We start from the raw sequence: 26,505 nt of genomic DNA on the forward strand, positions 1-26,505 counted from the left end.
CCTGCTACCTCCCCAATGCGATGTTATGCTTGATAGATTTTTGGTTCAAAGCTGTAGATACGATCTGCTGCTGCTCAAAGCTGTGTACCTGCTGGAAGCCGCTGGCCGTGCTCGAACGTTCAGGACGGCCGTTGTAATTTACAGGCGTGCCTTGAGGCGCCAGCTTGCGGAGATGAGGTTCGATGTAACGCCATGCTCCCATGTTTTCCGGTTCTTCCTGTACCCACAAAATTTCTTTGGCATTCGTATATCTTGCGAAAATATCGCGGATTTCTTGTTCAGGGAACGGATACAGCTGCTCCACGCGCACGATATGCAGCCAATCATGCGGTCCCTCTTCCTTGCTGAGCGCTTCCTCGAGTTCGACGGCGATTTTGCCGCTGCAGAGAATGAGGCGCTCGACGCGTTCCGGATGTTTGCCCAGTCCCTCCTGCTCAAGCACGCGTTTGAACTGCCCTTCGCTCAGTTCCTTGCCGCTGGAGGCGACGCGGCTGTTGCGGATGAGGCTCTTCGGCGACATCACGATCAGCGGACGCGCGTCTTCGCTTTCGGTCAAGGCCGCCTGACGGCGGAGCAGGTGGAAATATTGAGCCGCGCTCGTCAGATTGACGACGGTAAAGTTCTCTTCTCCGCCAAGCTGAAGGAAACGTTCCAGGCGGGCGCTGGAGTGCTCAGGCCCCTGTCCTTCGTAGCCGTGAGGCAGAAGCATGACCAGGCTCGATTTTTGCCCCCACTTCGAACGTCCGGCCGAAATGAACTGGTCCGTAATGACCTGCGCGCAGTTGGCGAAATCGCCGAATTGCGCTTCCCAGATCACCAGCGTTTCCGGGGAATATACGTTATAGCCGTATTCGAATCCGAGCACGGAGGCTTCGGACAGCGGGCTGTTATGAATCGCAAAGGATGCTTTCGCCTGCGGCAGCTCATGCAGCGGGCAGTAGGTCGATCCGTTTTTCACGTCGTGAAGCACGAGATTCCGGTGCGCAAACGTTGCGCGTTCGGCGTCCTGTCCCGTAATGCGGATCGGCTTGCCGTCGGCGATGATGCTGGCGAACGCCAGCGTTTCGGCCAAGCTCCAGTCCACCTTTTCCCCGTCGTTCAGCGCCGTTTCGCGGCGTTCCAAAATGCGCTGCAGCTTCGGATATACGTTGAAGCCTTCAGGCCGCTTCAGCAGGTCGGCGTTGATCTCGCGCAGCTTTTTCAGCGGCACTCCGGTTTTGATCGCTTTGATGCGATCCTCCGCAGGCGTCTGCTGATGCGAAGTCGCCGGCTCCTGCTCCTGGTCCTTGATTTTGTCGTACGCTTCCTTCATGCGGTTCTGCACGCCTTGGATCAAGCGGCTGTTGTGCTCCTTGCTGACCAGACCCTGTTTCTCGAGCAAGCCCGCATAGATGGAGGCGACGCGCGGATGGCTTTTCACTTTATCGTAAATGAGCGGCTGCGTCGTATCCGGATCGTCCGTTTCGTTGTGGCCGTAACGACGGTAGCCCACCAGGTCGATCAGGAAATCCTTCTTGAATTTGTTGCGGTATTCGCATGCCAGGCGGATCGCTGCGATGCATGCTTCCGGATCATCCGCGTTAACGTGGACGATCGGAATTTCGTACCCTTTGGCCAGGTCGCTGGCATAATGGGTCGAACGCGAATCCCGGCTTTCCGTCGTAAATCCGATGTTGTTGTTCGCAATGATATGGATGGTGCCGCCGTTCTGGAAGCCCGGAAGCTTGTTGAAGTTGAGCGTTTCCGCCACGATACCTTCGCCAGGGAAAGCCGAATCCCCGTGAATGAGCACCGTTGCCGCCTTGTTGACGTCCTGCTGCGGGTAACCCGGCTTCGAACGGTCCTCTTGAGCCGCGCGCGCGAAACCTTCGACGACCGGATTGACGAACTCCAGGTGGCTCGGGTTGTTCGCAAGCGTGATGCGGGTTTGCACGACGCTGCCGTCCTTCAGGACGCGCTTGGCTCCCAGGTGGTACTTGACGTCGCCGGTCCATCCGAAGTTGATGCCCATCGATCCTTCGGAAGGGAACAGCTTTTTGTTCGGCGAGTGATGGAATTCGGAAAATATCTTTTCGTAAGGCTTGCCGAGCACGTGCGCCAACACGTTCAAGCGGCCGCGGTGGGCCATCCCCATCAGGATATGCTCCGCTCCGTCGTCGGCCATGCTCTTCACCAGCTCGTCGAGCATCGGAACCAGCACGTCGTTCCCTTCGATCGAGAAACGTTTCTGCCCGACGAAAGTGCGGTGCAAAAATTCTTCGAATTGCTCGACTTCGATCAGTCGTTCCAGCAGATTCACTTTCTCCGTTTCGCTCAGCGGCGCCGGGAAGTGGCCGCTTTCGACGTGACGGTTCAGCCATATGCGTTCTTCGGTTTCATGCACGTGGCTGAATTCGAACGCAATCGTTCCTGTATATGTTTGACGCAGTTTCTGGATTGCTTCCCAGCCCGTTTTGACGTTCTCCGGCGCCCCGTCCCAGATCAGGGATGCGGGAAAAGCCGCGAGATCGGACTGGCTGAGACCGTATTGTTCAGGTTCAAGCACGCGCGTATCCGGCTTCGGAATGATGCCGAGCGGATCGATGTCGGCCGCCAAGTGGCCGTATGCCCGGATGTTCCATACCAGCTTGCCGGCATCCACGCCCTTTTTCAGCATGCTCGGGTCAAACGGCGCGCTGGCAGATACTGCGCTTACAGGCGCCGGCTGTGCCGATGCCATCGGAGGCGCGCCCCATGTTTCAAACACTTTGCGGTACGTTTCGTCTACCGATTCGGGATCGTTGACGTAACGTTCGTACTGCTCCTGAACATAACCCAGATTGGGGCCGTAGTAAGATTCCCAGGCACCCTGCGTTTGTGTGTCGCTCTTATTGGTTATCATCGCTAAAGTAATACCTCCGCCTTGATTTTTTAATAGTCATATAGAATGAGAATCGTTCGAATCATTCAATCTATACGTTGGACGGAAATCTGAAAAAATGATTCTTGTAAGCCGTTTCAGCAAAATGTAAGCGGCTCAATTTCTATTATAAACAAATCCTCTCCATACCTGAAATAACCATTTAATATAGTTATGATCTAAAAAACAGATCAATCGGGACAAAAACGCCCGTTTGCCCGTCAAACGATATGGCAACATTGACAGCACCCATGCAAATCCGGCATCGATGCATGACGCCCATGGAAAAATGGGCGACGTTGACGGGCCCGGGTACGGGACGATCGGTTCTCTACGCCTCGTCAAAAAGCGAAAGCTGATCCGGCGGCAGCGCGGGCACGTCCAAGCCGAATAAACGCATCAGCTGCATCGCGTTGTCCGCCGCGTCTCCGCCGGAGTTGTTGTTGAACACGATCCAGCACGCCTGCGTCGATTCGAGCAGCGTCATAATATTCGCCTTCCATTCCGAAAGCTCCCGCTCGTCATAGCGGTACAAGTATCGAACCTCTCTCCAGTTCGGCTGGCCGCCGGATTGCCATCCTGCAGCGTTCCTCCCGTGCAGGCGGACGAGCGTGAAGTCCTCCCGCGTCGGCGCAAGGACCGTCGGGATGGAGCCCTCCCCCGCCTGAGGTTCGTCGCACACCGAATGAATCCATCCTTCCTCGCGCATAAAGGCGAGCGTCTTCTCCCGCATCTCCCCGGCAAACCAGCTCTGATGGCGGAACTCCAGCGCAAGCGGCAGCCCGTCCATCCACTGCCGGGTTCTGCGCAGCACTTCCACGTTTTTGCGGTCGCAATCGAACCAGGGCGGATACTGGAACAGCACGGCCCTCAGCTTGCCCTCGGCTTGAAGCGCTTCCGCGGATTCCCGGAACGCCTCAAACATCGATCTGGCGTCCGGGAACGGGATTTTGCCGCGGGTATGTCCCGTCATCCCCTGATAGGCTTTGACGATAAATCCAAAGGAATCCGGCGTCTGTTCGCTCCATTTCTGCATTCTTTCCGGCGTTGGAATCGCGTAAAAAGAGCTGTCGAGCTCCACGATCGGAAAACGGCGGCCGTACTCCTTGAGCTTGTCTACCGTTTTCGTTCCGGGCGGGTAAATGCCGTCATGGTCTCCCCAGCCCGCAAGGCCGATTTGGACCTGTTTGTCGCTTATGTCTGCATGTTTCAATGGCAATCGACTCCATCATGACTTAGTATGACCAACTATTTCCTTCCAATAACGTTATACCCAAAAAACGGGCTTTCCGCTTTTGTCTACGAAATAACTCCTTGCTCCCACACGGATTTCAAGATTTCATCGGCCGTCTGTTCGGCCGTCATCGACGAAGAATCAAGCCACATGCCGATCCGCGGGGTTTCGCCGAGCAGCACTCCATGCAGCTCTTCCACCGTCCAGTCCCCGTAGCCTTTTTTGGCCCGTCCGGCTTCCCTTTGCGCCACGACGGAAGGATCGGGGTTTAACACGACGACGTAAAAAGGGCGGCTATGTACATAAGAGACAAAATCCTGAAGCATCCTGCCGATCACCACGTCCTGCACGACCACGTTGAATCCCGCGGCAAAATAGGCATCGGCGGCCTGCGCCGTCAGCCGGTAGCGCAGCGAAAGCTGCTCAAGCTCCGTTTGGCCGGCATCCGGCCGCACCTCCCTGCGATCGTTTACGATCATTTTTCGGAACACGTCCCCGCGCAGGTGCACCGATCTGTCCAATCGTTCGGCCAACAGCTGGGCGACGGTCGATTTTCCGCTGGCCATGATCCCCGTGATCAAAATGATGGCCTTCCGGCTGGTTTCCATCGCTTCGGCTCCTCTCTTGAAAAAACGTAATTTAGTCTTTCTACTGCTAGTATACAAAAGGCCCGCCGGGTTTAGGAGCGTTTATTCGAAAGCTAACGCAAAAATAAACCCGCAATTCGGGGCTTTCCAAAATGAGCAAAAAGAGCCCGCTGCCATCGCAGCGGACCCTCGCAATTTCGTTGCTATTAAGCTTTGACCTCGTCTTCGCGTTCGGCGCCGTCCGGCACCGGAATGCCGAAATTCGGCGTTCCGTCCTCGTTCCAGGTAAATACCTGGGCTCTCGTATGCCGGTTCGGATCGTACAGCGGATCTCCCGTAATTTCTTTGTAATTGCGGGCATGGTAGACGATGACGTCCTCCCCGTCCTCGGAGACGGTGAAGCTGTTGTGCCCCGGCCCGTATTGCCCGGTCGCTTCCGACGTTTGGAACACGGGTTCCGGCGACTTCACCCAGGAAGCCGGGTCCAGCAGATCCGCCGATTCGTCGGCATACAGCAGCCCCATGCAGTAGTTATGGTCGGTGGCGCTGGCAGAGTAGCTGATGTAGATGCGTCCGTTGCGTTTCAGCACGGCGGCTCCCTCGTTCACCTTAAAGCCGATCACTTCCCACGGATACTCCGGCGTCGAAATCATGACCTGCTTGCCCTTCAGCGTCCATGGATTGCTCATTTCCGAAATGTACAGATTCGAATTGCCTTCGATTTCCGGATCCTTTTGGGCCCAGACGTAATAGCGCACCCCGCGGTGTTCGAACGTGGTGGCATCCAGCGCGAAGGATTCCCACTGGGTACGGACTTGCCCTTTTTCGACCCACTCGCCTTCAAGCGGATTCTCCGACCCGTTCTCCAAAACGTACATCCGGTGGTCGAACAGCCCCTCCTTCGTTTCGGTGGTCCGGGCGGCGGCAAAATAGATGTACCATTTTCCGTCGATATAATGAATCTCCGGCGCCCAGATGTTCGCGCTGAGCGGGCCGGTTTCGTATTTGCGCCAAGCCACGATCGGCTCGGCTTCCGCCAGCCCCTGCAGCGTTTTGGATCTGCGGACTTCGATGCGGTCGTATTCCGGAACGGAGGCCGTAAAATAGTAGTAATCGTCGCTATGCTTATACACCCAAGGATCGGCACGCTGCAAAACGATCGGGTTGTTGTATGTTCGGTTTCTCTCCATATCAGGTTCTCCTTTATAACGTATTACCGATTTTTCGGACCGGGGACCGGTCCTTTTTCTGCGCTTGCTTTGCCCCCTCTAGCCCCATTTCGGAGCAAAAGGGTACGGACAAGCGGAATCCAGCAGCCGGGCTTTTACGGCAACGAGGCACCCGCAATATTGGCATGTCGTGCCATATTGAAGCCCCGGGCAGCGTTCGCACTGGGCGATCCGCTGCCGGTATACCTCCTCGGAAGCCGTTTCTCTGCCGCGCGTCGCAATCTCGACGAGCCGCTCCAGCTTTTCCGGCGAAACCTGGACGCTCGCGCTGCATCCCTTGCAGCCTTCCTGACGCTCCATGACGGCTCAGCCTCCTTTTTCCCCGCCTGTCGGCATTGGGGTTTATGGCGCGCTATCAATAATTATTGAATAGCCAGCGTGACCACCGACATCGCCGGAAGCTTCACGTTCAGCTTGCCGCCTTCCACGGCTGCGCCGTTGAATGCCGCCGGCGCAACGACGTTCGGCTGCTCGAACGTGTTATGCGCGTTCAAGCGGTCCGCCGTCAGGATCGTACCCGACACCTGCGGATTTCCGGCTTGAAGCCCGCGGAGCTCCAGGCTGACGACGGCTTCGTTTTGATGGTCGATGTTGACCAGGCTGACATGTACTTTGCCTTCGGCATCCTTGGAAGCCGACACGGTCACCTGCGGCAAGGTTTCCCCGCCCATTTCATACGTGCCGATCGAACCGTCCACGGCCAGCAGCTCGGCGTCCTGATGCACCTTGAACATATCGAACACGTGATACGTCGGAGTCAGGATCATTTTTTCGCCTTCGGTCAAAATCATCGCCTGAAGCACGTTTACCGTCTGGGCAATATTCGTCATATGCACGCGGTCGGCGTGTTTGTGGAAAATGTTGAAATGCACGCCCGCCACCAGCGCGTCGCGGATCGTGTTTTGCTGATACAGGAATCCCGGATTCGTTCCAGGCTCAACATCGAACCATGTGCCCCATTCGTCGATGATCATGCCCACGCGTTTCTCCGGATCGTATTTGTCCATGATCGTGCTATGCTTCGTGATGAGTTCGTCCATATGAAGGGCCTTTTTCATCGTGATGAACCATTCGCCTTCTTCGAAATCAAGCGCTGATCCTTTGCCGAGCCAGAAATCGCCCGGAATCGTGTAATAATGCAAGCTCAAGCCGTCCATGAGCCAGCCCGCGTTTTTCATGAGCACTTCGGTCCAGTTGTAATCGTCCACGTTGGCGCCGCCGGCGATTTTGTAAATTTTGTTGTCGCCGTAATTGCGGACGTACGTCTGGTAACGGCGGTACAGATCGGCGTAATATTCCGGACGCATGTTGCCGCCGCAGCCCCAGTTTTCGTTGCCGACGCCGAAATATTTCAGCTTCCAAGGCTCTTCTCTGCCGTTTTCCTTGCGCCAGTTGGCCATCGGGGATTCGCCGTCGAACGTCATGTATTCGACCCACTCGGACATCTCCTGAACGGTCCCGCTGCCGACGTTGCCGCAAATGTACGGTTCGCATTCCAGCAGGTCGCACAGCAGCATGAATTCATGCGTGCCGAAATGGTTGTTTTCGACCACGCCGCCCCAGTGCGTGTTTACCATCCGTTTGCGGCTTTCTCTCGGGCCGACGCCGTCCTTCCAGTGGTATTCGTCGGCGAAGCAGCCCCCCGGCCAGCGCAGAACCGGCACCTTGATGTTTTTCAAAGCTTCCAGCACGTCATTGCGGATCCCTTTCGTGTTCGGAATCGGGGAATCCTCTCCGACCCAAATGCCTTCGTAGATGCATCGGCCGAGATGCTCGGCAAAATGGCCGTAAATATGTCTGCTGATTTTTCCTTTTGCAATGTCCGTGCTCACGATAACGTTATGCATATTCTGAATCCTCCAATGAGATGTTGTATTTTTATCCTTTGATGCCCGAATTCAAATTGATCGATTGAATGAAGTACTTTTGGGCAAACGCAAACAGCAGCAGCGTCGGAATGATGGCCAGCATCGCCGAACCCATCAATTGCCCGATCATGCGGTAGTTGCCGTAAATATCCTGAAGCAGCAGCAAACCGGCCGTAATCGGCATTTTGTCGACATCCGTATACACGATGACCGGCCACAGGAAGTCGTTCCACGATCCGACGAAGGAAAACAGGCCGCAAACGATCAGCACCGGCTTGATGAGCGGCAGGATGATGGAGAAATAAATCCTGAAATCGCCTGCGCCGTCGACGCGCGCGGATTCGTCCAGCTCGCCCGGAATCCCCTTCAGGAACTGTCTGACAAGGAAGATGTTCCCCATTCCGGCCAGACCGGGAATAATCATCGCAAGCGACGTGTTTACCCAGCCGAAGGCATCGATGATTTTATAAGAAGGGATGATGTTGACGACGCCCGGGAAAAACGAGATGCCCAGCAGCGTGAAAAACAGCGCATCCCTGCCTTTAAAATTCATGCGGGCATACCCGTAACCCGTCAGGGAAATGATGACGACGACAAGCAACGTGTGCGACACCGCGATAAATACGGAGTTGAACAGCCAGCGTACGATCGGCGCCGTGGATGTGTTGTCCAAAATGGCTACGTAGTTTTCGAACGTCCATTCTTTCGGGAAAAGACGGAAACCCGAAGATACCACTTCGGTTTGCGATCGGAAAGATGTCGATATCCCGAACAATACCGGGACCACCCAAATGACACAAAGAACGATTAAGAATAGGTACGCGATATACTTGGAGATGCTCACTTTTTTCGACATTTTGATTAACCCTACCTCTCGTTTCCTAAATCCAGCATCTGCTTAAACGACCTACTTCGTGTTCCGGTTCATGACGTAATATTGCAGCGCTGAGATGACCAAAATGACCACGCCGAGCAAAACGGCCATGGCGGAGGCCATTCCGGCAATCGATTCCCCGTTGCCGAAAGCAAGCTGGCGAATATACATCATGAGCACGTGCGTGCTTTGCTGAGGTCCGCCTTTGGTCATCATGAGCGGTTGTCCGAACACGTTGAAAGCGCCCGCCGTCGTCATGACAAAGGTGTAGATTAACGGGAAATTGATGGAAGGCAAGGTAATGCTGAAAAATCTCCGTATCGATCCGGCTCCATCCATCTCTGCCGCTTCGTACAATTCTTTGGAAACACCGGCGATGGAAGCCCGGTAAATGATCATGTTGCCGCCGACGCCGCCCCATACCGTAATGACGAAAATAATGATCCAGGCATAAGGCTGCGTTGCCGCCCAGGAAACCGCCGAATTCAGCACGTTGCCGGTAATCCCCAGCTGTTTATTGAAAATCAGCAGCCAAATCAAGGCGGCCGCGGATATCGAAATCAGACCCGGAATATAGATGATCGATTGAATGACGCCCTTCAGCTTCACCTGCTTATGCTCCAAAGCGACCGCAACCATAAGCGGGATGACGATCAGGAGCGGGACGCTGATGACGACAAAAATCAACGTGTTTTTCAAACCGTTAAAAAATTGGGTGTGAAACGTCGAAGTCGTGTCGAACAAAATCGTTTTATAGTTTTCAAGGCCGATCCAAACCGGATCGTTCATGAGATTCCACTGCGTAAACGAAGCATAAATCCCGTAAATCGTCGGGATCAGGATGAAAATCAGAAATAAAATCAGATGAGGGCCGACAAAGAAAAACGGTGCAAATGATTTCTTTTTCATAGCCTTGTAAATTCTCCTTTTGGAGAAACAATGCGCCAGGCAGACTTGTCCGGCACATTGTTTCTATCTTTCTATTTTGCTAAGGCTTACTTGGAGCTTTGTTTGCTGCTTTCCGCGATCTTATCCTCTACGAATTTCTGCATTTTCTGAAGCGTTTCATCCAGATCCACGTTGCCGCGAACGATATCGGCGCAATACGTGTCAACCGCTTCGGCTACGTATGGGTAATATTCGTAAGTGTAGATGTAGAGCGATTTCGTTTCCTGATCATTCGAAGTGAAGAAGGACTGCATGAATTGCTTGTATTCAGGGCTTTCATTGACTTGCTTACTTGCTACGATTTGTCCTGCTTTCGCCCATTCCAGGGAGTGTTCGCGAACGAACTCCAGGAAGGCGCCGATTCCTGCTTCTTTTTCATCCGTACGCTTGTCGTTTTTGAACATCGCGAACAAGTGGGAGGATGCGCGGTTGGTAAACTTGTCGGCCGTCGGCGAGTAGACGTTCGTCACGCCGAAGTTCAAGCCTTCGACTTTGGCATGGGCCGTCGAGCTCCAGGTTCCGTCCGTCGAGAAGAGCACTTTGCCGGATTGGAACATCAGGTAGCCGTCTTCGCCGAACGGCGTCATCAGGCCGGCGTCGGCAATCTTTTTCACGTTTTCGAACGCTTGTTTCATCACCGGCGTATTGACGGCCGGCTTGCCGTTTTCTTGGATGTCTCCACCCAGGTCTTGGACCTGCGCCAAAATAACCCAACCAAGCAGCGCGTCGTTGACGACGTATTCGTCCGGAGCCAGCTTCCCTTTCAAGGAAAGCATTTCGTCGATCGTGACGACGTTGTCGTCGAGGATGGACTCGGCATTGTATTTTTTAAGCAAATCTTTGTTGTAGTACATCACGTTGCTGTGAATATCGAGCGGTACCGTATACTGCGTGCCCCCCACGTTTCCTGTCGACCACGCTTGCGGCAAATAGTTCTCCTGCTTGATTTCCGGCTGCCCTTTAATGGCGCTTTCGATCGGCTCAAGCACGCCCTGCTTCGCGAATCCCGGCACGCGGTCGGCGTGGATGATGGCCAAATCCGGAACGCCTTTGCCCGAGTTCAGCACGGTCGAAATTTTCGTGTACATATCGGACGTAATGACGTGTTTGACTTTGATTTCAGGATTCGTCGCATTGTACGCCTTGACGATTTCGTCCATATAGGCACCGTCGTCGCCCGTCAGCGGCGTCCAGAACGTAATTGTCTTGCTGTCGTTGCCCCCGCCGCATGCCGACAGCAGCATGCTTGCCGCGAATACCATCAACAATGTAGCCACAAAGCCTTTTTTCTTCAAAACTTCCGCCCCCTAAAGATGGATTCTCTCGTTTCCTTCGAGATTTTTTCTTTTTTTTGATAGCTTGCTTTCACTGCATTTCGAAAACTTGTAAAGCATTGCGTTTTTTTATAAGACCCGCCTTCAACTTGTACGTACATGTTGATGTGCATTGAACCTATGACATTCATGTTCCTGGTCCCTTGCCGGCGCCCGGATCGTCCCACCCCCCAAAGCAAAATCCTGAAGACCCGCCGTTCCTTTCGGCCCGATCGTTTCTTTTGCCGACGGACAAAAAGGAAACGGCAGATCCACACCTGCAATCTATGAAAATATGAGGTAATATCCAAACTTCATATAAACGCCTCGGCCCCAGGCCGCCCGAATCCATCCAAAACGTCTCTTTGAATTATCCCTTTTTCAAACGGATCACGTTCCAGGAAGCCTTGCCAAGACGGGCGTTCACGAATCCGTCCTTGCATTCCGCGTTGCCGCGCGAATGAGGTTTGACGTTTTCCGCGTCGGCCGTATTGACGGCTTTCACGTCGTCATGCTCCAGAACGATATGTTCCGCGACCCGGTACCCCTCGAAACCTCTGACGTCGATTTCAACGTCGAGCGCTTCCTGCAGATGGCGGTTCAGCGCAAAAACGGTCAGCTCTTCGTCTTCTTCGTTGTGTACGACCGCGCTTTCCAGGTACGGCACGTCCGTGTAGTCCTGCGCGTCGTATTTCGGCGAATCGATGATCGGCAGCAGCGAGGTGCCGCGTCCATACATTGAAGCATGAAGGTACGGGTAAAAGATCGTCTGCTTCCAGGAACGGCCGCCGTTTTCGGTCATGATCGGCGCGATGACGTTGACCAGTTGGGCCAAGCAAGCCATTTTCACGCGGTCGGCATGGCGCAGGAAGGAGATCAGGAAACCTCCGACCAAAAGCGCGTCTTCAAAGTTATAGATATCTTCCAGCTGCGGAGGTCCGACCGACCAAGGCTCGATTTTCGTATCCGCCTGGTTGGAATGATACCAAACGTTCCATTCGTCGAAGCTGAGATACATCGTCTTTTTGCTGCGCTTCTTCGCTTTTATGTAGTCGCATGTCGAAATGACGGTGTGGATGAAGTGCTCCAGATCCATCGTTCGCGCAAGGAAGTTGGCGGTGTCGTTATCCCGGTTGCCGTAATATTGGTGCAGCGATACGAAATCGACGACGTCATACGTATGGTCCAGCGTGACCGCTTCCCATTCGGGGAAGGTCGGCATCGCGGTGCTCGAACTTCCGCAGGACACGAGCTCGATGTCCGGATCGACGAGGCGCATCGCTTTGGCCGTTTCATAGGCCAGCCGCCCGTATTCGACCGGCGTCTTCTGCCCGATCTGCCAAGGGCCGTCCATTTCGTTGCCGAGGCACCACGTTTTTACTTTGTGCGGCTGTTCGAAGCCGTGGCTGCGGCGCAGATCGCTGTAATAGCTGCCGGAAGGATGGTTGCAATACTCCAACAGGTTGCGGGCCGCGTCCACGCCCCGGGTTCCCAGGTTGACGGCCATCATCACTTCCGAGCCGACTTCCTTCGCCCAGCGCATGAATTCGTTGGTCCCCACTTCATTCGGTTCGACCGTTCTCCATGCGAGTTCCAAACGTTTCGGCCGGGATTCGACCGGCCCTACGCCGTCCTCCCAATTGTATCCCGATACGAAGTTGCCTCCGGGGTATCGGATGATCGGAACGCCCAGCTCCCGAACGAGCTCTTTGACGTCGCTGCGGAAGCCGAAGGCGTCGGCCGTCTCATGCGAAGGCTCATAGATTCCGCCGTACACCGCGCGTCCCAAATGTTCGATGAACGAGCCGTATATCCGTTTATCCACTTCCGCGATTTTAAAAGCTTTATCTATGACGATGCGGGCTTTTTGTCCTGTCGATGACATCGTTCGACCACCTTCCGTTTTAACGATATATGAATTAATTTAGAAAACTTGATTGAATCCGCTTACAGATATAAAATAACATATGATCAGCAAAATGTAAACATAAAAATCTAAAACATTTTATGTTTTACTAAAATTAATTGTCGATCCGGCGCTTATTACGTAGATTTCATAGGGAAATCCCACCCGGTTTTTGCTTATTTTTTATATTTATATAAAACAAATGGGAAAACAAACGTTAGGAACCGGTATCTGCCGATCGGCCGCCGGACTATCATTAGCAGTTCCGTTCGTTTATAATGATGTGAAATGAATCATTTATTTTTTCCATATCTACCGGAAGAAGGGTTCGATGATATGATTTATATTAAGGATTTAATGAGTGGCATTGATATTTTCAAAGCATTAAGCTCGGAAATCAGAATTCAGATTCTGCAATTGCTCGCCCAAAACCAGGCGCTTAACCTCAATGATTTGGCCGGCAAGCTCAATTTGAGCAACGGGGCCATCACCATGCACGTCAAAAAGCTGGAAGAAAGCGGGCTCATCGAAATCAACACCAGCGTAGGCAAACACGGCATCCAAAAAATTTGTTACCTTAATAAAGACAAACTGATGGTCGACCTGCGCAGCAAGGATTTCGACAATCTGTACGAAGTCGAGATCCAGGTCGGGCACTACAGCAACTACCGGGCGGAGCCGACCTGCGGCCTCGCCACCAAAGACAGCATTATCGGCGACTTCGACGATCCCCGGTATTTTGCGGATCCGCAGCGGATCGACGCGGAGATCATCTGGCTGACCGAAGGCTTTCTCGAATACCGCATTCCCAACTACCTAAAGCCGAACCAGGCCTTCCGCGAAATTCAGTTTTCGATGGAACTCGGCTCCGAAGCCCCGGGGTTTTGCGACAACTACCCGTCGGACATTTATTTTTACGTGAACGGCGTTGAAATCGGTTTCTGGACCAGTCCCGGCGACTTCGGCAATGCAAGGGGCACGTTCAACCCGGACTGGTGGCCGCCCCATTTGAACCAATACGGCATGCTGAAGCTGATCCGCATCAACCATGAAGGCAGTTATATCGACGGCTGCCGGATTTCGGACGTGACGCTGGATCAGATCAACCTCGACTACAAAAGCGAGCTGACCTTCCGGATCGCGGTCACGGAGCATGCCGAAAACAAGCGGGGCCTGACCATCTACGGCAAACATTTCGGCAACTACAGCCAGGACTTGCTGGCCCGCGTGCTGTATGACGTAAAACAGGATTAAGCTCAAGCGTTCGCGGAAGACAACGCTAAAGGGGACCGGGCCATATTTTGCTCCGTGTCCCCTTTTGGGCTTGAATGGCGTGAGGCCGTTCCCGCAGCGGATGCATCAGCCTTTTACCGCCCCGGCTGTCATGCCGTCGATGAAATACTTTTGGAAAGCGACAAACAGGATAAAGATCGGAATGATCGAAAAAAACGAGCCGACGATCAGCAGGTCGTAGTTGTTGCCGTAAGGCGTCAGCAGCGTTTTCAATCCGATCGGCAGCGTATATTTTTTGTCATCGCTCAGAACCATGAACGGCCACAGGAAATTGTTCCAGCTGTTCATCCCGTTCAAAATGGCCATCGCCGCAAAGGACGGCTTCATCACGGGCAAAATCAAGCGGGCGTAAATGCCGTATTCGGTGGCGCCGTCGACCCGTCCCGCCGCGATGATTTCCTTGGGTACGCCGCTGAGGTACTGCCTGAAAAAGAAAATCGTGGCCGCGCTCGCAACGCCCGGCAAAATGATGGCCGAATAGGAATTCATCAGTCCCATGTCGTAAATCAGCCTGTACAGCGGAAGCAGCAAAATTTCAAACGGCACCATCATGATGAGCAGCACGCAGACGAACAACATGTTTTTCCCTTTAAAATCGTACGCCGCGAACCCGTAAGCCACCGTGGCGCTGACGATCAGCGTCAGGGCCACCTGGACGACGGTCAGCAGGAGCGAATTGAAAAACCACTTGAAATAAGCATGATCGCCGGTGAACAGGTAGGCGAAATTGTCCAGGCTCATCGCGGATACGTCGAACCGCAGGTTCAGGCCGTACCGGATCAGGTCCTCCCCGGGTTTAAAGGAAGCGATCGTCACCGCGTAAAACGGAATGAGGATCAGGAGACAGATGACCGCAAACAGCGCGAAAATGGCGATTTTGGCTGCCAGCTCTTTTTTCATGGACTACTCCTCCTTCTTGAACATGCCGGAGAATGCCAGCTGGGCGAGGTTGATGATCATGGTGATGGCCAGCAGCACGACCCCGACGGCCGCCGCGTAACCAAGGTTGTTTTTCTCGATGCCCTGGCGGTACAGGTATCCGACGATGGTAAGGCCGATGTTTTTGGGCGAATTGTTGCCGTTCCACAGCATCATGCTTTCGATAAACATGGCGAGTCCCGCGTAGATGCTGATCGTTACGACGTAGATCGTCGTCGGCTTCAGCAAGGGCATCGTGATTCTGGTGAATTTCTGCCAGCTGGAAGCGCCGTCGATCGAAGCAGCCTCATAATAATCGTCCGGAATGCTTTTCAGGCCCGACAAAAAATAGAGGATATTAACCCCGGTCCATCGCCACGTGGCCAGCGCGACCAACGCGATATAACCCGTCGCCTGCCCTTTCAGAAACTTGACCGGGTCCAAGCCGAACCAGCCGAGGATGCTGTTGATCAGGGAGCCTTCCATTTCGCCGAACATCAGGCGGAAAATCGTGCCGGCCACGACCACCGAGGTCAGCGCCGGGAAGAAAAAGGACGATTTGAAAAATTCCTTCCCCCACATCAGCCTGCTGTTGATCAGCACCGCAAAAAGCATCGGGAAAGGAATGAGAATGACAAGCGTCAGCACCATGTAGACCGCGCTGTTGGTTACCGCTTTAAAAAACGTCTTGTCGCCCATCAGCTTCGCATAGTTGTCGAAACCGATCCACTGCGCCTCCTGCCCGAGCGTCACCTTCTGAAAGCTCATGCCTACCGAACTCGCAAGCGGGTAAATCCAAAATACGAGAAAAACCAAAACGAACGGCAGAACAAAGACATACGGAGCGACTTTCTGCGAATACAAAAATCTTTTTACCATAGCCTCCGACCCCTTTTGGAGGAAAGCTGCCCAGGTCCCCGGGCAGCTTTCCTGATTTGCCATCACGACGGCTTTATTTCAATTCCTGTTCGATTTGCGCCTGGGCATCGTCAAGCGCCTGCTTGATGTCCTTGCCGTCCTCGAATATTTCGTTCAGCGTCACCGTGCAAAGCACGTTGTTGATCGTCGGGCTTGCCGGCGTCGATTTGATCAGCCGGATTTCGTCCTTGATTTCGTTCAGCACGTCAAACGGGTTGTTGACGAAATATTTGACGAACTTGTTCTCCGGATTGTGCGTGACGTCCTTCATGTTCCAAACGTCCATGTTGACCGGGTCAAACCCGAGCGTGTTCCAAATTTCCTTGTTCGCGTCCAGGCTCAATTTGGCGAATGCGAGAAAATCTTTGGCCAGCTTCACGTCCTTCGCCGTTTTCGTAACGACCGTGCCCGTGCCTCCGCCGCCGACGGAACGAGGCATTCCTTTTTCCATGACCGGAATCGGCGCGATCGCGATTTTCCCCGCCAGATCGGTCATGTAGTTCGTGTACCGCGACATTTGCCAAAGCGGCATGAAAGCCGTAGCGTAATTCCCGGAATTGAATTCCCCGTAAGCTTCCTCGGTGTCCGGCTGGCCTCCGGCAATGGTCGCAATGACGTTGTTGTCCTGCAAATCCTTCAGCAGCTTCAGCGCTTTCACCATCGCCTCCGAATTCACCACCGGATTGCCTTGGTCGTCCGTCAGGTCGGTTCCCTGCTGGGCGAGCAGCTGGGAAACCTGCCAGAGCGCGCTGGTGTCCGCGGTTCCCATATATTTTCCCGTCTTCTCATGCACCTTGATGCCCGCCTGTTTGAAATCTTCCCAGGTGACGATCTTCGTGTAGTCGACCCCGGCTTCCTTCAAAATTTCCGTATTGTAAAATGCGACCGATGCTCCGACGTGGGTCGGAACGCCGTAATTTTTGCCGTCTTTGCTGTACAGGTCGATTCTCGACTTCACGACCGTGTCCCGGTAAGGGTCGATCACGTCGTTCAGCGGCTCCAGCTGCGGGGTGCCCTTCAGGAAGTCCGGGAATTTGCCCAGCTCGATATCCGCGATATCGGGAGCCCCGACGCCGGTTTGCACCGCGATGGACAGCTTGTTGTGCATGTCGTCGTAAGGCATGACCGTCACGTTCAGCTTGATCTGGCGTTCCGGGTTTGCCTTGTTCCATTTTTCAAGCATTTTTTCGAAATGCTGTCCATGAAGCTCCACGAACGTCCAATAGGATAATTCCGTCGCGCTTTGACCGGCGCCGCCATCCAGCACGGAGGTTTTCCCTCCCGAAGTCGACGGCTTGCCGCCGCCGCAGCCCCATAAAATCGTTGTCATCGTAAGCACCAGAAGCGTAATCAGCCATGTTCTCTTCATACTTGACCCTCCTGAATGATTGATAGGCTTGAAGCCTTGTTCAAACTTATAACATTCCGGTTTCAGGCCCAAGCAGGCGCAAGGTCCCGCGCTTTCAGCCTGATTCGGAACGAGGTTTGACTTCATCATTTCATTTCATCATGAACCGCTTTCAAATGAACCCTGTTTTAAGGCGCTGGCGTGTCGGCGTTTCGCAACCCTTTATTTTACTTTATAGTGAATCATTTTATGTATACCACAATGAATTCGCTTACATGTATAAAATATCATACCGAATTTCGGTTGTAAATAAATAACTGTAAAACTTTTTATTGTTTATTAAAACAAATAAACGATCTACTTAACGAAAACGTTACATACTTCTGTTACACTTTTTACCTCACCTATATAACTTTATCTTTTTATGAAATGAAATGTCTTAAAATCTATCATTTTTCCTAGAAAGATTGTGATTTATTAAAAAAATAGGCGTCGCACTATCTTTAGCCGTTATATTAGTTTATAATTATTTAAAATAAAAGAATTAGGGATTAATCCATTACCTATTGAAGAAGGGTTCGATGAAATGATTTATATCAAGGATTTAATGAGCGGCATTGATATTTTCAAAGCGTTAAGCTCGGAAATCAGAATCCAGATCCTCGAGCTGCTGGCCAAAAACCAGGCCCTGAACCTGAATGATCTGGCGGGGAAGTTAAACTTAAGCAACGGGGCTATTACGATGCACGTCAAAAAGCTGGAGGAAAGCGGACTGATCGAAATCAATACGAGCGTCGGCAAACACGGCATCCAGAAAATCTGCTATCTGAACAAGGACAAGCTGATGGTCGATTTGCGCAGCAAAGACGTGGATAATCTGTACGAGGTCGAAATCCAGGTCGGGCATTACAGCAACTATCAGGCGGCCCCGACATGCGGACTCGCAACCAAAGACAGCATCGTCGGAGATTTCGACGATCCCCGGTATTTTGCCGACCCGCAGCGGATCGACGCGGAAATCATTTGGCTGGCCGAGGGTTTCCTGGAGTACCGCATTCCGAACTACCTGAAGCCGAACCAAACCTTCCGGGAAATCCAGTTTTCGATGGAGCTCGGTTCCGAAGCCCCGGGGTTTTGCGACAACTATCCTTCGGACATTTATTTTTACGTCAACGGCATCGAGATCGGCTGTTGGACCAGTCCCGGCGATTTCGGCGATGCCCGCGGCACCTTCAATCCCGACTGGTGGCCGCCGCATCTGAACCAATACGGCATGCTGAAGCTGATCCGCATCAACCAGGACGGCAGCTTTATCGACGGCTGCCGGATTTCGGACGTGACGCTGGACCAAATCAACCTCGACTACAAAAGCGAGTTGACCTTCCGGATCGCCGTCACGGAACAGGCCGAAAACAAACGCGGCTTGACCATTTTCGGCAAAAATTTCGGCAACTACAGCCAGGACCTGCTGGCCCGCGTGCTTTATGACGTAAAGCCGGATTAAACCGCGCCGTTTCGGGCGATCGCGCTTATCCATAAGGGACCTCGAACATGCACCTGTTCCGGGTCCCTTTTGCTTTCGGATATGCGCCCTGTCAACGGGCGGACGGGACTATGCTTCATTGAGCGCCCGCAGCAGCGTATGGCGGTCGCGCAGGCGATGGGCTTCGCGCACGCTATCCGCAAACAGGCCGTCGTCTATGCCAAGCTCCTGCAAGCTTGCAGGGCCGCCTGCACGCTGCAGCAGCGAGCGGATATCGGCTTCCCCGGGCACCTCGTTCAGCCATTCCCGGACCTGGGATTCGTGCTTTTTCAGCATCTCCGGCTCCCGTCCCGGATAGACGCCGCGGAAGGCTGCATCGTGGTAGAGGCGCGAAATTTCCGCGCAGGCGACGCCGACCTTCGCGCCATGCAACAGCGCGCGGCTGCCGCGGCGCAAATATTCCATCTCCCAGAAATGGGAAAGATGATGTTCCGCGCCGGAGGCCGGATGGGATTGCCCGAACTTCAGCATCGCAATTCCCGATTCGATCAGGGAAGTCATCAAGATCCGGATGCCTTCCTCGGTCCGCTTCCCGATCTCGTCGACGTGCTCCACGCAGGCGCGAAGCGCTTTTTCCGTCATGTCGGCGACTTCCTCGTCGTATGGCTCCTGTGCGGCAAGATGCGAGAACTTCCAATCGAACAACGAAGTGTACTTGCCGAGCATGTCTCCGAAACCCGCGGCAACAAGCTGCTGAGGCGCCTTCGTCAGAACGTCCACATCCGCGAAGATCGCCACGGGCCCGATGGCCGGGAACGTCTTTTTGACGCCGCGGACGATCAAGGGAGCCCCCTTCGACGTGAAGCCGTCCACCGACGGAGCCGTCGGCACCGAAACGAACGGTTTGCCGGTTTTGTAACAAACATAACGAACGATATCGTGGATCGTTCCCGAACCAACAGCAATCACGGCATCCGTCGTTTCCGGATTCACCTCGATCAGCAGCTGCAAAAGCGAAGTTTCGTCGGCCACGACGTCGCCGGAAGCTCCGGGTTCGATGAGGCACAACCGAACGGTAACCCCGGCTGCCTTAAGCTCCTCTTTCAGCTTCTTGCCTGCGGCTTCGTAAGTGTTCGTGTCGGCCGCCATTATGACGTCCCGGCATCCTTTGTCCTTAAGATAGAAGGCCGCTTGCTTTAAAGCCCCCTTCTCGAGCACCATCCGATCCAGACCGTATTTTCCCGGAATGTTCATGCTGATCCCCTCCTTTTAAATCTGCTCGCAAACGAAACGACCGCCGGTTTGAGGAAAACCGTCTGCCCCCCATTGCATGGAAGGCAGACCAGCGTCTTTGCAAGTTTCCTCCCGGCTACTCGACCGACTTTTTGATGTTCTTGAGCCGCTTCATCACGTCGTTCGCGCCGCGGCCAAAGTAATCATGGAGAAGGTTGTATTCCTGATAGAGGCGTTCGTACACCTCAACGTTTTCCGGAATCGGCTTGAAGGTTTCTTCTTTGACCCTCGCCATTTTTTCGGCTGCGGCGATGACCGTGTCGTAACCTCCGGCTTCTTTGTCGGCCGCAACCGCCGCGAAGATCGCCGCTCCGAGCGCCGGCGTCTGTTTGGAATCCGCAACGAAAATTTCCCGGTTCGTCACGTCCGCGTAAATCTGCATCAGCAGCTTGTTTTTCTGCGGCAGACCGCCGCATGCATACAGCACATCCACGTTGACGCCGCTCGAATGGAAGGCATCGACGATTTTGCGCGTGCCGAAAGCCGTCGCTTCAAGCAGCGTGCGGTAAATTTCCTGCGGCTTGGTCAGCAGCGTCATGCCGAGGATCATGCCCGTCAAATCCGTATCGACGAGCACCGAGCGGTTGCCGTTCCACCAATCCAGCGCAAGGAGTCCGGTTTGGCCCGGCTTATACTGCGCGGCTTCCCTTTCGAGCCAAGCATGAACGCCGATGCCCTCTTTGTCCGCCGCTTCCTTCACGTAAGCCGGCAGCGCTTCTTCCACGTACCATTCGAAAATGTCGCCGACGGCCGATTGACCGGCTTCATACCCGTACAATCCCGGAATGATGCCGTCTTCCACGACGCCGCACATGCCTTCGACCTGCTTTTCTTCCGTGCCGAGCAGCATATGGCAGATCGAGGTTCCCATCGCCATGACGAGCTTGCCCGGCGTCACGACGCCAACGGCAGGCACGGCCGCATGGGCGTCCACATTGCCGGCCGCAACGGCGATGCCCGGCTTCAGCCCCATCATGGCCGCCATGTCTTCCGTCAATCCGCCGACGTTTGTTCCGAGCGGAATCACTTCGCCGCGGAGCTTCGTTTCGGTCAAGTTCTCCAGACGCGGATCCAGCGCTTTGAAAAATTCCTTGCTTGGATATCCGTCCTGTTTATGCCAAATCGCTTTGTAACCCGCGGTGCAGCTGTTGCGCACGATTCTGCCGGTCATTTGCGAGATGACCCAATCCGTCGCTTCCAGGAACTGATCCGCCTGATCATAAATCTTCGGAGCTTCGTTCAAAATTTGCCATACTTTGGCGATCATCCATTCCGAAGAAATTTTGCCGCCGTAACGCGCCAGGAACGCTTCGCCGCGCTCGGCCGCGATCCGGTTGATCGCATCCGCTTCCGGCTGGGCCGCATGGTGCTTCCACAGCTTCACCCAGCTGTGCGGATCGTCCTGAAGTTCCGGCTTCAGGCACAGCGGCTCGCCCTTTTCATCGACCGGCAGCATGGTGCAGGCCGTAAAATCGATGCCGATCCCGATGATGTCCGCCGGATCGACGCCGGATTCTTGGACGACGGCGGGCACCGAACGGCGCAGCACTTCGATGTAATCGGCGGGATGCTGCAGCGCCCAGTCATGCTCCAGCTTTTTCCCCGACCCCGGCAGCCTTTCGTCGATGACGTGATGCGGGTAAGGCGTGACATGGTCCGCGACTTCGCGCCCATTGGACAGGTCGACCAATACGGCACGGCCGGATTGGGTTCCGTAGTCCACCCCGATCGTATACTTTTTGCTCATTTGAGTCCCCTCCAGCTCGATAACGAGTTATCATGAGAAATTTCTATATCCGAAAATAACCTTCCCATCCAGCGCTGCCTAGCTCGAAACCGATGAACTTGACAATATCTTACACAGAAGCGGCTGGAATGCCTATTGCAAAATCATAAAATGATGGCAGTAAACGTTGCCTGCTTTTCGATTATTTTTGGCCGTAATAAGCATTGGCTCCATGTTTGCGCAGAAAATGCCGGTCGAGCAGCGTTTGGTCCATCGGCTTGCTCTCCGGATTGAGCTGCAGCTGCCGGGCCGTGATTTTGGCGACTTCCTCCAGCACCACCGCATTATGGACCGCATTCAGGGCATCTTTCCCCCATACGAACGGCGCATGCGCATGCACCAGGATGCCGGGCACCTGCATCGGATCCAAGCCAAGCTCCTGAAACCGCTCCACGATGACATTCCCGGTTTCCAGCTCGTAAGCGCCTTCGATCTCCACCTTCGTCATCGGGCGCGTCACGGGAATTTCGCCGTAAAAATAATCGGCATGGGTCGTTCCCGACGCCGGCAGCGGCCGTCCCGCCTGGGCCCAGCTGGTTCCCCACGGCGAATGGGTATGTACAACCCCGCCGATCTCAGGGAATGAACGGTATAACACCATGTGCGTCGGCGTATCGGATGAAGGCCGCAAGTCGCCTTCGACGACCCGTCCCTCCAGATCGACGACCACGAGGTCTTCCGCTTTCAAATCCTCGTAAGGAACGCCGCTCGGCTTAATGACGAACAGCCCTTTTTCCCGGTCGATTCCGCTTACGTTCCCCCATGTAAAAGTGACAAGGCCGTGTTTCGGCAAAGCCAAATTCGCTTCCAGCACCTGTTGTTTTAATGCTTCCAGCATGTCGGACACATCCTTTCTTATCAATGGTTGTACGTACAAGCGAAGGCGGGGAGAGCCCGCACTTAAGCAGACCCGTCCCTCTTCGCGTCAATTTCTTTTCGCTACGGAATCCCGCACGATGAGTTCGGGTTCGTAAATCGTATCCCGTGCCGGTTTTCCTTGTTCGATCATCGCGATCAGCTGGCTCGCCGCCGCCTGCCCCATCTCCGTCTTCGGATGCGTCAGCGTCGTCAGCTTCGTTCCCGAAGCGGTGGCCAAACTGGAATCGTCGAAGCCGATGATGGACACGTCTTCCGGCACCTGCAGCCCGCTTTCGGCAACCGCCTCCATCAGCAGCACCGCCAGCTCGTCGTTATAACACACGAATGCCGTCGGACGGTTTTCCCCTTCCCCAAGCATTTGCAAAGCCTGGCGGTAAGGCAGGCTGTTTTTCTCCTCCGTCGTGTAGGTGACGACCCTTTTCGGGGAAGCGCTCATTCCAGCGGCTTTATGCGCCGCCAAAAAACCCTTCAGGCGGTTTACGCCCTGCAGGTCGTCCCGCTTGAAGAAACCGGCGATCTGGGTATGCCCCATCTCGAGCAAATACTGGACCGCCTTGTAGCCCCCGGCTTCGTCGTCCACCTTCAAGCAGGCGCATTCCAGCTCCCGGTATTTTTCATTGATCATCAGGTAAGGGATTCCCTTTTCCTGAAGCTCCAGGAAATAGGCCAGGTTCGGATTGCCTTCGGCGCTTTTCGTCGGCTCGATGATCAATCCGCTGAGCGGCTGGCTGGTCATCAGCTGCAGGCTTTCCATTTCCTTCTCCTTGGTGTTGTCCGTGCTGGACAACAGCAGCCGGTACCCTTGGCTGCGGAGCTCCGCTTCGGCACCCCGGACGATATGCGGAAAGATGTAATCCGATATATACGTCGTAATAATGCCGATCGTTTTCGCCTGTTCGGCTTCGCGGCGCTGCGGATGGCGGGCAAAAGTGCCTTTGCCTTGAATCCGCTCCAGCCACCCTTCTTTCTCCAGCTCGCCGAAGGTTTGGCGGACCGTCTGGCGGCTCATGCCGAACTGCTCCGCGATCTCGTTCTCCGAAGGGACCTGCTGTCCCCGCTGCAGCTTGCCCGATTCGAACCAGGACAACAGCTCTTTCTTTAATTGAATATATTTGGGAATCCGTCTATTATTCATCATTCACCTCAGCGAAACAATTCGAGTATAGAGCCTGCCGTGCCCGACGCCAGGTTCGGTGCAGCCGGGCAGGCCCTTCCATATATAGTTATTGTATCATAGGCTGGGCGAATAGAGACAAACTGCCCTTTTTATCTTAAGCGATATGCCGCGTCGCTCCACAGAAGCTCGTTCTTGAAGCGCTGAACCGACGTGTTTTTGTCGATGACGACGGCTTCGATGCCGGCCATTTCCGCAAAGTCCGTCAGGTTCTCCGCCGTAATCGCGTACGAGAGCACGGTATGATGCGCTCCTCCCGCCAAAATCCACGCCTCGGCGGATTCGCGCAGGGAAGGCTGCGGCTTCCAAAGCACGCGGGCAACCGGCAATTTCGGCATCGCCTTCTCGACTTTCACGCCGTCCACGACATTCACGAGCAGGCGGAAACGGTGGCCGAGGTCCACAAGGGACGCATTGACCGCTTGGCCGTCGCGGCCGTCGAATACGAGGCGGGCAGGATCTTCCTTGCCGCCGATGCCGAGCGGATGCACTTCCAGGGACGGACGCGTAGCCGCGATGGTCGGGCATACCTCCAGCATGTGGGCGCCGAGGATCATATGGTTGCCCGGTTCGAAATGGTAGGTGTAATCCTCCATGAACGACGTGTCCTTATTGTTCGCGAGCACTTTCAAAACGCGCGTCAGCGCGGCGGTTTTCCAGTCGCCTTCGCCGCCGAAGCCGTATCCGGCTTCCATCAAACGCTGCACGGCAAGGCCCGGAAGCTGCTTCAACCCGTGAAGGTCTTCGAACGTCGTCGTGAAGGCGCCGAAGCCGCCCTCCTCGAGGAAACGTTTCATCGCGATTTCAATGCGCGCCTGGTATGCGATCGCATCCCGAACCGGTCCGTCGCTGAGCCCGGCCTGGGTAATCGTATACTGCTCCGCATATTCGTTCAGGAGCGCTTTCACTTCGCTGTCGCTGACTTCGTTCAGGACCTGCACCAGATCGCCTACGCCGTAGCCGTTGACCGACCAGCCGAATTTGATCTGCGCTTCGACCTTGTCGCCTTCGGTTACGGCCACTTCGCGCATGTTGTCTCCGAAACGGGCCACTTTCAGGCGGCGGCTTTCGGCAAATGCGGCTGCGGTGCGCATCCAGCCGGCAATGGAATCCCGCACTTCAGGGTCTTCCCAATGTCCGACGACGATTTTGCGGGCAATGCCGAGACGGGCTCCGATATGGCCGTATTCTCTGTCACCGTGGGCGGACTGGTTCAGGTTCATGAAGTCCATGTCCATCGTTTCCCACGGAATATCGCGGTTAAACTGCGTATGCAGATGAAGCAGCGGCTTCTGCAGCTGCGAAAGGCCGGCGATCCACATTTTGGCCGGGGAGAAGGTATGCATCCACGTAATGATTCCCGCGCAGCTTTCATCGCTGTTCGCTTGGATGATCAAGTTGTAGATTTCATCCGGCGTGGTCACGATCGGCTTAAAGACGACCGGATACGTAAACGAAGCGTCCTGATCCAGTTCTTTTGCGATAATTTGCGAGTGCGAAGCTACTTCTTCCAAGGTTTCGGGTCCGTATAAATGCTGGCTGCCTGTCACAAACCAAAATGAGTGCGGTTTCAAATTCATTTTGTTAGCCCTCCTATATTGATGCTTATGGGTTCATTCACTTGTACATACCTATATGATTAAAATTCGTTAATTATTCATACTTGTACGTACATTTATCTATGGCTTTATCATATGCCTGCCGCCCCAAAAAAGCAAGCAAAACATTTTTAAGCTTTTCGGTCGGAGCGCTGACCGTTATCATGGGAATAACAACCGTTTCCAGGAGGCATGGCCATGAGCGAACCGTTTGTCCCATTTTCAGCTTCCCATCTGCTTATGCTTCTTACGCTTGCCGTTTTCTCTTTTCTGCTTTACGCCTTCCGGGTTCCTTTGCGCACGCGCCCACAGCTCAAGCATCTTCTCCGTTATGCCTTAGCCGCGCTGCTGGCCGTATCCCAAGCCGTCCTTGATGCATGGAATATCGCCGAGGGCGCATGGAGCGCAACGTATACGCTGCCTCTGGAGTTATGCAGCATCACTCTGCTTCTATCCGTCGTCATGCTGCTGACACGCAGCCGGGTGCTGTACGGCATCCTCTTTTTTGCCGGGATCGGGGGCGCGCTGCAGGCGCTGGTCACGCCCAATCTGGCCTTCGGCTATCCGCACATCCGCTTTTTCCAGTTTTTTGTCGCCCATATGCTGATCATTTTGGCTTCGCTGTACATGACCTGGATCGAAAACTACAAGCCGACCTGGAGATCGGTGGGGATGGCGATGATTTTCCTGAACGCCGCCGCCGTGGTCGTCGGGACGCTGGATTACCTTCTCGGCGCCAACTACATGTTTTTGATGCATAAGCCTTCCACGCCCTCCCTGCTCGATTATCTCGGTCCCCATCCTTTCTATCTGCTGGTTGAAGAAGGCATCGCCCTGCTTATTTTCGTTCTGATGCATCTGGTCTGCTTTGTTCTCCCGGAAAAGAGGGCCAAAACGGGAAAATCCCGCGGCCAATCGGCCATGTAATTATCCAACCTCCACGCAGGGCTTGGTGTT

At 54.3% G+C, this 26,505-nt stretch carries 21 protein-coding genes; 3 read left to right on the forward strand and 18 right to left on the reverse strand.

Translation table 11 applies throughout. The features are described 5' to 3' along the window. Positions 1 to 4 precede the first annotated feature (4 nt). From MKY58_RS21260 to MKY58_RS21305, 10 genes are all read right to left on the reverse strand, one after another. On the reverse strand, positions 5 to 2,881 hold the full coding sequence (locus tag MKY58_RS21260) for a 2-oxoglutarate dehydrogenase E1 component (protein WP_339321984.1): 2,877 nt from the start codon (positions 2,879 to 2,881) through the stop codon (positions 5 to 7). A 349-nt stretch (positions 2,882 to 3,230) separates the two neighbouring features. Further along, on the reverse strand, positions 3,231 to 4,112 hold the full coding sequence (locus MKY58_RS21265; protein WP_339321985.1) for a DUF72 domain-containing protein: 882 nt from the start codon (positions 4,110 to 4,112) through the stop codon (positions 3,231 to 3,233). 86 nt (positions 4,113 to 4,198) lie between these two features. Next, the gene (locus MKY58_RS21270) at positions 4,199 to 4,741 is read right to left on the reverse strand and encodes an AAA family ATPase (protein WP_339321986.1); all 543 of its coding nucleotides are present in this window, start codon (positions 4,739 to 4,741) and stop codon (positions 4,199 to 4,201) included. A gap of 185 nt (positions 4,742 to 4,926) precedes the next feature. After that, positions 4,927 to 5,910: a family 43 glycosylhydrolase gene (locus tag MKY58_RS21275; protein ID WP_339321987.1), complete on the reverse strand. Its 984-nt coding sequence runs from the start codon at positions 5,908 to 5,910 to the stop codon at positions 4,927 to 4,929. Between the two features lie 78 nt (positions 5,911 to 5,988). Beyond that, positions 5,989 to 6,249 (reverse strand): hypothetical protein, encoded by a 261-nt coding sequence (locus MKY58_RS21280; protein ID WP_339321988.1) that lies wholly within the window; start codon positions 6,247 to 6,249, stop codon positions 5,989 to 5,991. Positions 6,250 to 6,311: 62 nt separating this feature from the next. After that, positions 6,312 to 7,796, reverse strand: a complete 1,485-nt coding sequence (locus MKY58_RS21285; protein ID WP_339321989.1) for an alpha-N-arabinofuranosidase — start codon at positions 7,794 to 7,796, stop codon at positions 6,312 to 6,314. A 31-nt stretch (positions 7,797 to 7,827) separates the two neighbouring features. Further along, positions 7,828 to 8,673, reverse strand: a complete 846-nt coding sequence (locus MKY58_RS21290; RefSeq protein ID WP_339321990.1) for a carbohydrate ABC transporter permease — start codon at positions 8,671 to 8,673, stop codon at positions 7,828 to 7,830. A 51-nt stretch (positions 8,674 to 8,724) separates the two neighbouring features. After that, positions 8,725 to 9,600 (reverse strand): sugar ABC transporter permease, encoded by an 876-nt coding sequence (locus tag MKY58_RS21295; RefSeq protein ID WP_339321991.1) that lies wholly within the window; start codon positions 9,598 to 9,600, stop codon positions 8,725 to 8,727. Between the two features lie 86 nt (positions 9,601 to 9,686). Continuing rightward, entirely contained in the window at positions 9,687 to 10,901 is a 1,215-nt protein-coding gene (locus MKY58_RS21300) for an extracellular solute-binding protein (protein ID WP_339325218.1), read from the reverse strand. 421 nt (positions 10,902 to 11,322) lie between these two features. Beyond that, a complete protein-coding gene (locus MKY58_RS21305; protein ID WP_339321992.1) occupies positions 11,323 to 12,837 on the reverse strand; it encodes an alpha-N-arabinofuranosidase in 1,515 nt (504 codons plus the stop codon). A gap of 357 nt (positions 12,838 to 13,194) precedes the next feature. Here MKY58_RS21305 and MKY58_RS21310 point away from each other — a divergent pair, with 357 nt between their 5' ends. Beyond that, positions 13,195 to 14,112, forward strand: coding sequence for a winged helix-turn-helix transcriptional regulator (locus MKY58_RS21310; protein ID WP_339321993.1), 918 nt, complete (start codon positions 13,195 to 13,197; stop codon positions 14,110 to 14,112). Between the two features lie 105 nt (positions 14,113 to 14,217). Here MKY58_RS21310 and MKY58_RS21315 read toward each other — a convergent pair whose 3' ends face one another. The 3 genes from MKY58_RS21315 to MKY58_RS21325 form a co-directional block, all read right to left on the reverse strand. Beyond that, complete coding sequence (locus tag MKY58_RS21315; RefSeq protein WP_339321994.1) at positions 14,218 to 15,051, reverse strand: carbohydrate ABC transporter permease; 834 nt, start codon at positions 15,049 to 15,051, stop codon at positions 14,218 to 14,220. A 3-nt stretch (positions 15,052 to 15,054) separates the two neighbouring features. After that, positions 15,055 to 15,948: a sugar ABC transporter permease gene (locus MKY58_RS21320; RefSeq protein WP_339321995.1), complete on the reverse strand. Its 894-nt coding sequence runs from the start codon at positions 15,946 to 15,948 to the stop codon at positions 15,055 to 15,057. Positions 15,949 to 16,021: 73 nt separating this feature from the next. Next, a complete protein-coding gene (locus MKY58_RS21325; protein ID WP_339321996.1) occupies positions 16,022 to 17,356 on the reverse strand; it encodes an extracellular solute-binding protein in 1,335 nt (444 codons plus the stop codon). A 565-nt stretch (positions 17,357 to 17,921) separates the two neighbouring features. Between MKY58_RS21325 and MKY58_RS21330 the strand changes: the two genes are divergently transcribed. After that, positions 17,922 to 18,839 (forward strand): winged helix-turn-helix transcriptional regulator, encoded by a 918-nt coding sequence (locus MKY58_RS21330; protein WP_339321997.1) that lies wholly within the window; start codon positions 17,922 to 17,924, stop codon positions 18,837 to 18,839. Between the two features lie 108 nt (positions 18,840 to 18,947). Here the strand turns inward: MKY58_RS21330 and MKY58_RS21335 are convergent, their stop codons facing one another. The 5 genes from MKY58_RS21335 to araA all read right to left on the reverse strand — a co-directional run bounded on the left by MKY58_RS21335 (position 18,948) and on the right by araA (position 25,530). Continuing rightward, positions 18,948 to 20,072, reverse strand: a complete 1,125-nt coding sequence (locus MKY58_RS21335; RefSeq protein WP_339321998.1) for a sn-glycerol-1-phosphate dehydrogenase — start codon at positions 20,070 to 20,072, stop codon at positions 18,948 to 18,950. 115 nt (positions 20,073 to 20,187) lie between these two features. After that, positions 20,188 to 21,858 carry a ribulokinase gene (locus MKY58_RS21340; RefSeq protein WP_339321999.1) on the reverse strand — a complete coding sequence of 557 codons (1,671 nt, stop codon included), beginning with the start codon at positions 21,856 to 21,858 and terminating at the stop codon, positions 20,188 to 20,190. A gap of 181 nt (positions 21,859 to 22,039) precedes the next feature. Continuing rightward, positions 22,040 to 22,735, reverse strand: a complete 696-nt coding sequence (gene araD, locus MKY58_RS21345; protein WP_339322000.1) for an L-ribulose-5-phosphate 4-epimerase — start codon at positions 22,733 to 22,735, stop codon at positions 22,040 to 22,042. Between the two features lie 87 nt (positions 22,736 to 22,822). Then, the gene (locus MKY58_RS21350; protein WP_339325219.1) at positions 22,823 to 23,911 is read right to left on the reverse strand and encodes a GntR family transcriptional regulator; all 1,089 of its coding nucleotides are present in this window, start codon (positions 23,909 to 23,911) and stop codon (positions 22,823 to 22,825) included. A gap of 131 nt (positions 23,912 to 24,042) precedes the next feature. After that, the gene (gene araA, locus MKY58_RS21355; RefSeq protein WP_339322001.1) at positions 24,043 to 25,530 is read right to left on the reverse strand and encodes an L-arabinose isomerase; all 1,488 of its coding nucleotides are present in this window, start codon (positions 25,528 to 25,530) and stop codon (positions 24,043 to 24,045) included. A 216-nt stretch (positions 25,531 to 25,746) separates the two neighbouring features. Here araA and MKY58_RS21360 point away from each other — a divergent pair, with 216 nt between their 5' ends. After that, positions 25,747 to 26,475, forward strand: a complete 729-nt coding sequence (locus MKY58_RS21360; protein WP_339322002.1) for a TIGR02206 family membrane protein — start codon at positions 25,747 to 25,749, stop codon at positions 26,473 to 26,475. Positions 26,476 to 26,505 lie beyond the last annotated feature (30 nt).

It is taken from the genome of Paenibacillus sp. FSL W8-0194 (genome assembly GCF_037969745.1).
GTDB lineage: Bacteria > Bacillota > Bacilli > Paenibacillales > Paenibacillaceae > Paenibacillus_AQ > Paenibacillus_AQ cookii.

Bases quoted from the DNA above. Each gene is read 5' to 3' on its own strand.
- MKY58_RS21350 (WP_339325219.1), bottom strand. From the start codon at position 23,911: ATGAATAATAGACGGATTCCCAAATATATTCAATTAAAGAAAGAGCTG.
- MKY58_RS21295 (WP_339321991.1), bottom strand. From the start codon at position 9,600: ATGAAAAAGAAATCATTTGCACCGTTTTTCTTTGTCGGCCCTCATCTG.
- MKY58_RS21360 (WP_339322002.1), top strand. From the start codon at position 25,747: ATGAGCGAACCGTTTGTCCCATTTTCAGCTTCCCATCTGCTTATGCTT.
- MKY58_RS21340 (WP_339321999.1), bottom strand. From the start codon at position 21,858: ATGAGCAAAAAGTATACGATCGGGGTGGACTACGGAACCCAATCCGGC.
- MKY58_RS21290 (WP_339321990.1), bottom strand. From the start codon at position 8,673: ATGTCGAAAAAAGTGAGCATCTCCAAGTATATCGCGTACCTATTCTTA.
- araD (WP_339322000.1), bottom strand. From the start codon at position 22,735: ATGCTGGAAGCATTAAAACAACAGGTGCTGGAAGCGAATTTGGCTTTG.
- MKY58_RS21300 (WP_339325218.1), bottom strand. From the start codon at position 10,901: ATGGTATTCGCGGCAAGCATGCTGCTGTCGGCATGCGGCGGGGGCAAC.
- MKY58_RS21310 (WP_339321993.1), top strand. From the start codon at position 13,195: ATGATTTATATTAAGGATTTAATGAGTGGCATTGATATTTTCAAAGCA.
- MKY58_RS21325 (WP_339321996.1), bottom strand. From the start codon at position 17,356: ATGAAGAGAACATGGCTGATTACGCTTCTGGTGCTTACGATGACAACG.
- MKY58_RS21330 (WP_339321997.1), top strand. From the start codon at position 17,922: ATGATTTATATCAAGGATTTAATGAGCGGCATTGATATTTTCAAAGCG.
- MKY58_RS21335 (WP_339321998.1), bottom strand. From the start codon at position 20,072: ATGAACATTCCGGGAAAATACGGTCTGGATCGGATGGTGCTCGAGAAG.
- araA (WP_339322001.1), bottom strand. From the start codon at position 25,530: ATGAATTTGAAACCGCACTCATTTTGGTTTGTGACAGGCAGCCAGCAT.
- MKY58_RS21315 (WP_339321994.1), bottom strand. From the start codon at position 15,051: ATGAAAAAAGAGCTGGCAGCCAAAATCGCCATTTTCGCGCTGTTTGCG.
- MKY58_RS21260 (WP_339321984.1), bottom strand. From the start codon at position 2,881: ATGATAACCAATAAGAGCGACACACAAACGCAGGGTGCCTGGGAATCT.
- MKY58_RS21285 (WP_339321989.1), bottom strand. From the start codon at position 7,796: ATGCATAACGTTATCGTGAGCACGGACATTGCAAAAGGAAAAATCAGC.
- MKY58_RS21305 (WP_339321992.1), bottom strand. From the start codon at position 12,837: ATGTCATCGACAGGACAAAAAGCCCGCATCGTCATAGATAAAGCTTTT.
- MKY58_RS21280 (WP_339321988.1), bottom strand. From the start codon at position 6,249: ATGGAGCGTCAGGAAGGCTGCAAGGGATGCAGCGCGAGCGTCCAGGTT.
- MKY58_RS21320 (WP_339321995.1), bottom strand. From the start codon at position 15,948: ATGGTAAAAAGATTTTTGTATTCGCAGAAAGTCGCTCCGTATGTCTTT.
- MKY58_RS21270 (WP_339321986.1), bottom strand. From the start codon at position 4,741: ATGGAAACCAGCCGGAAGGCCATCATTTTGATCACGGGGATCATGGCC.
- MKY58_RS21275 (WP_339321987.1), bottom strand. From the start codon at position 5,910: ATGGAGAGAAACCGAACATACAACAACCCGATCGTTTTGCAGCGTGCC.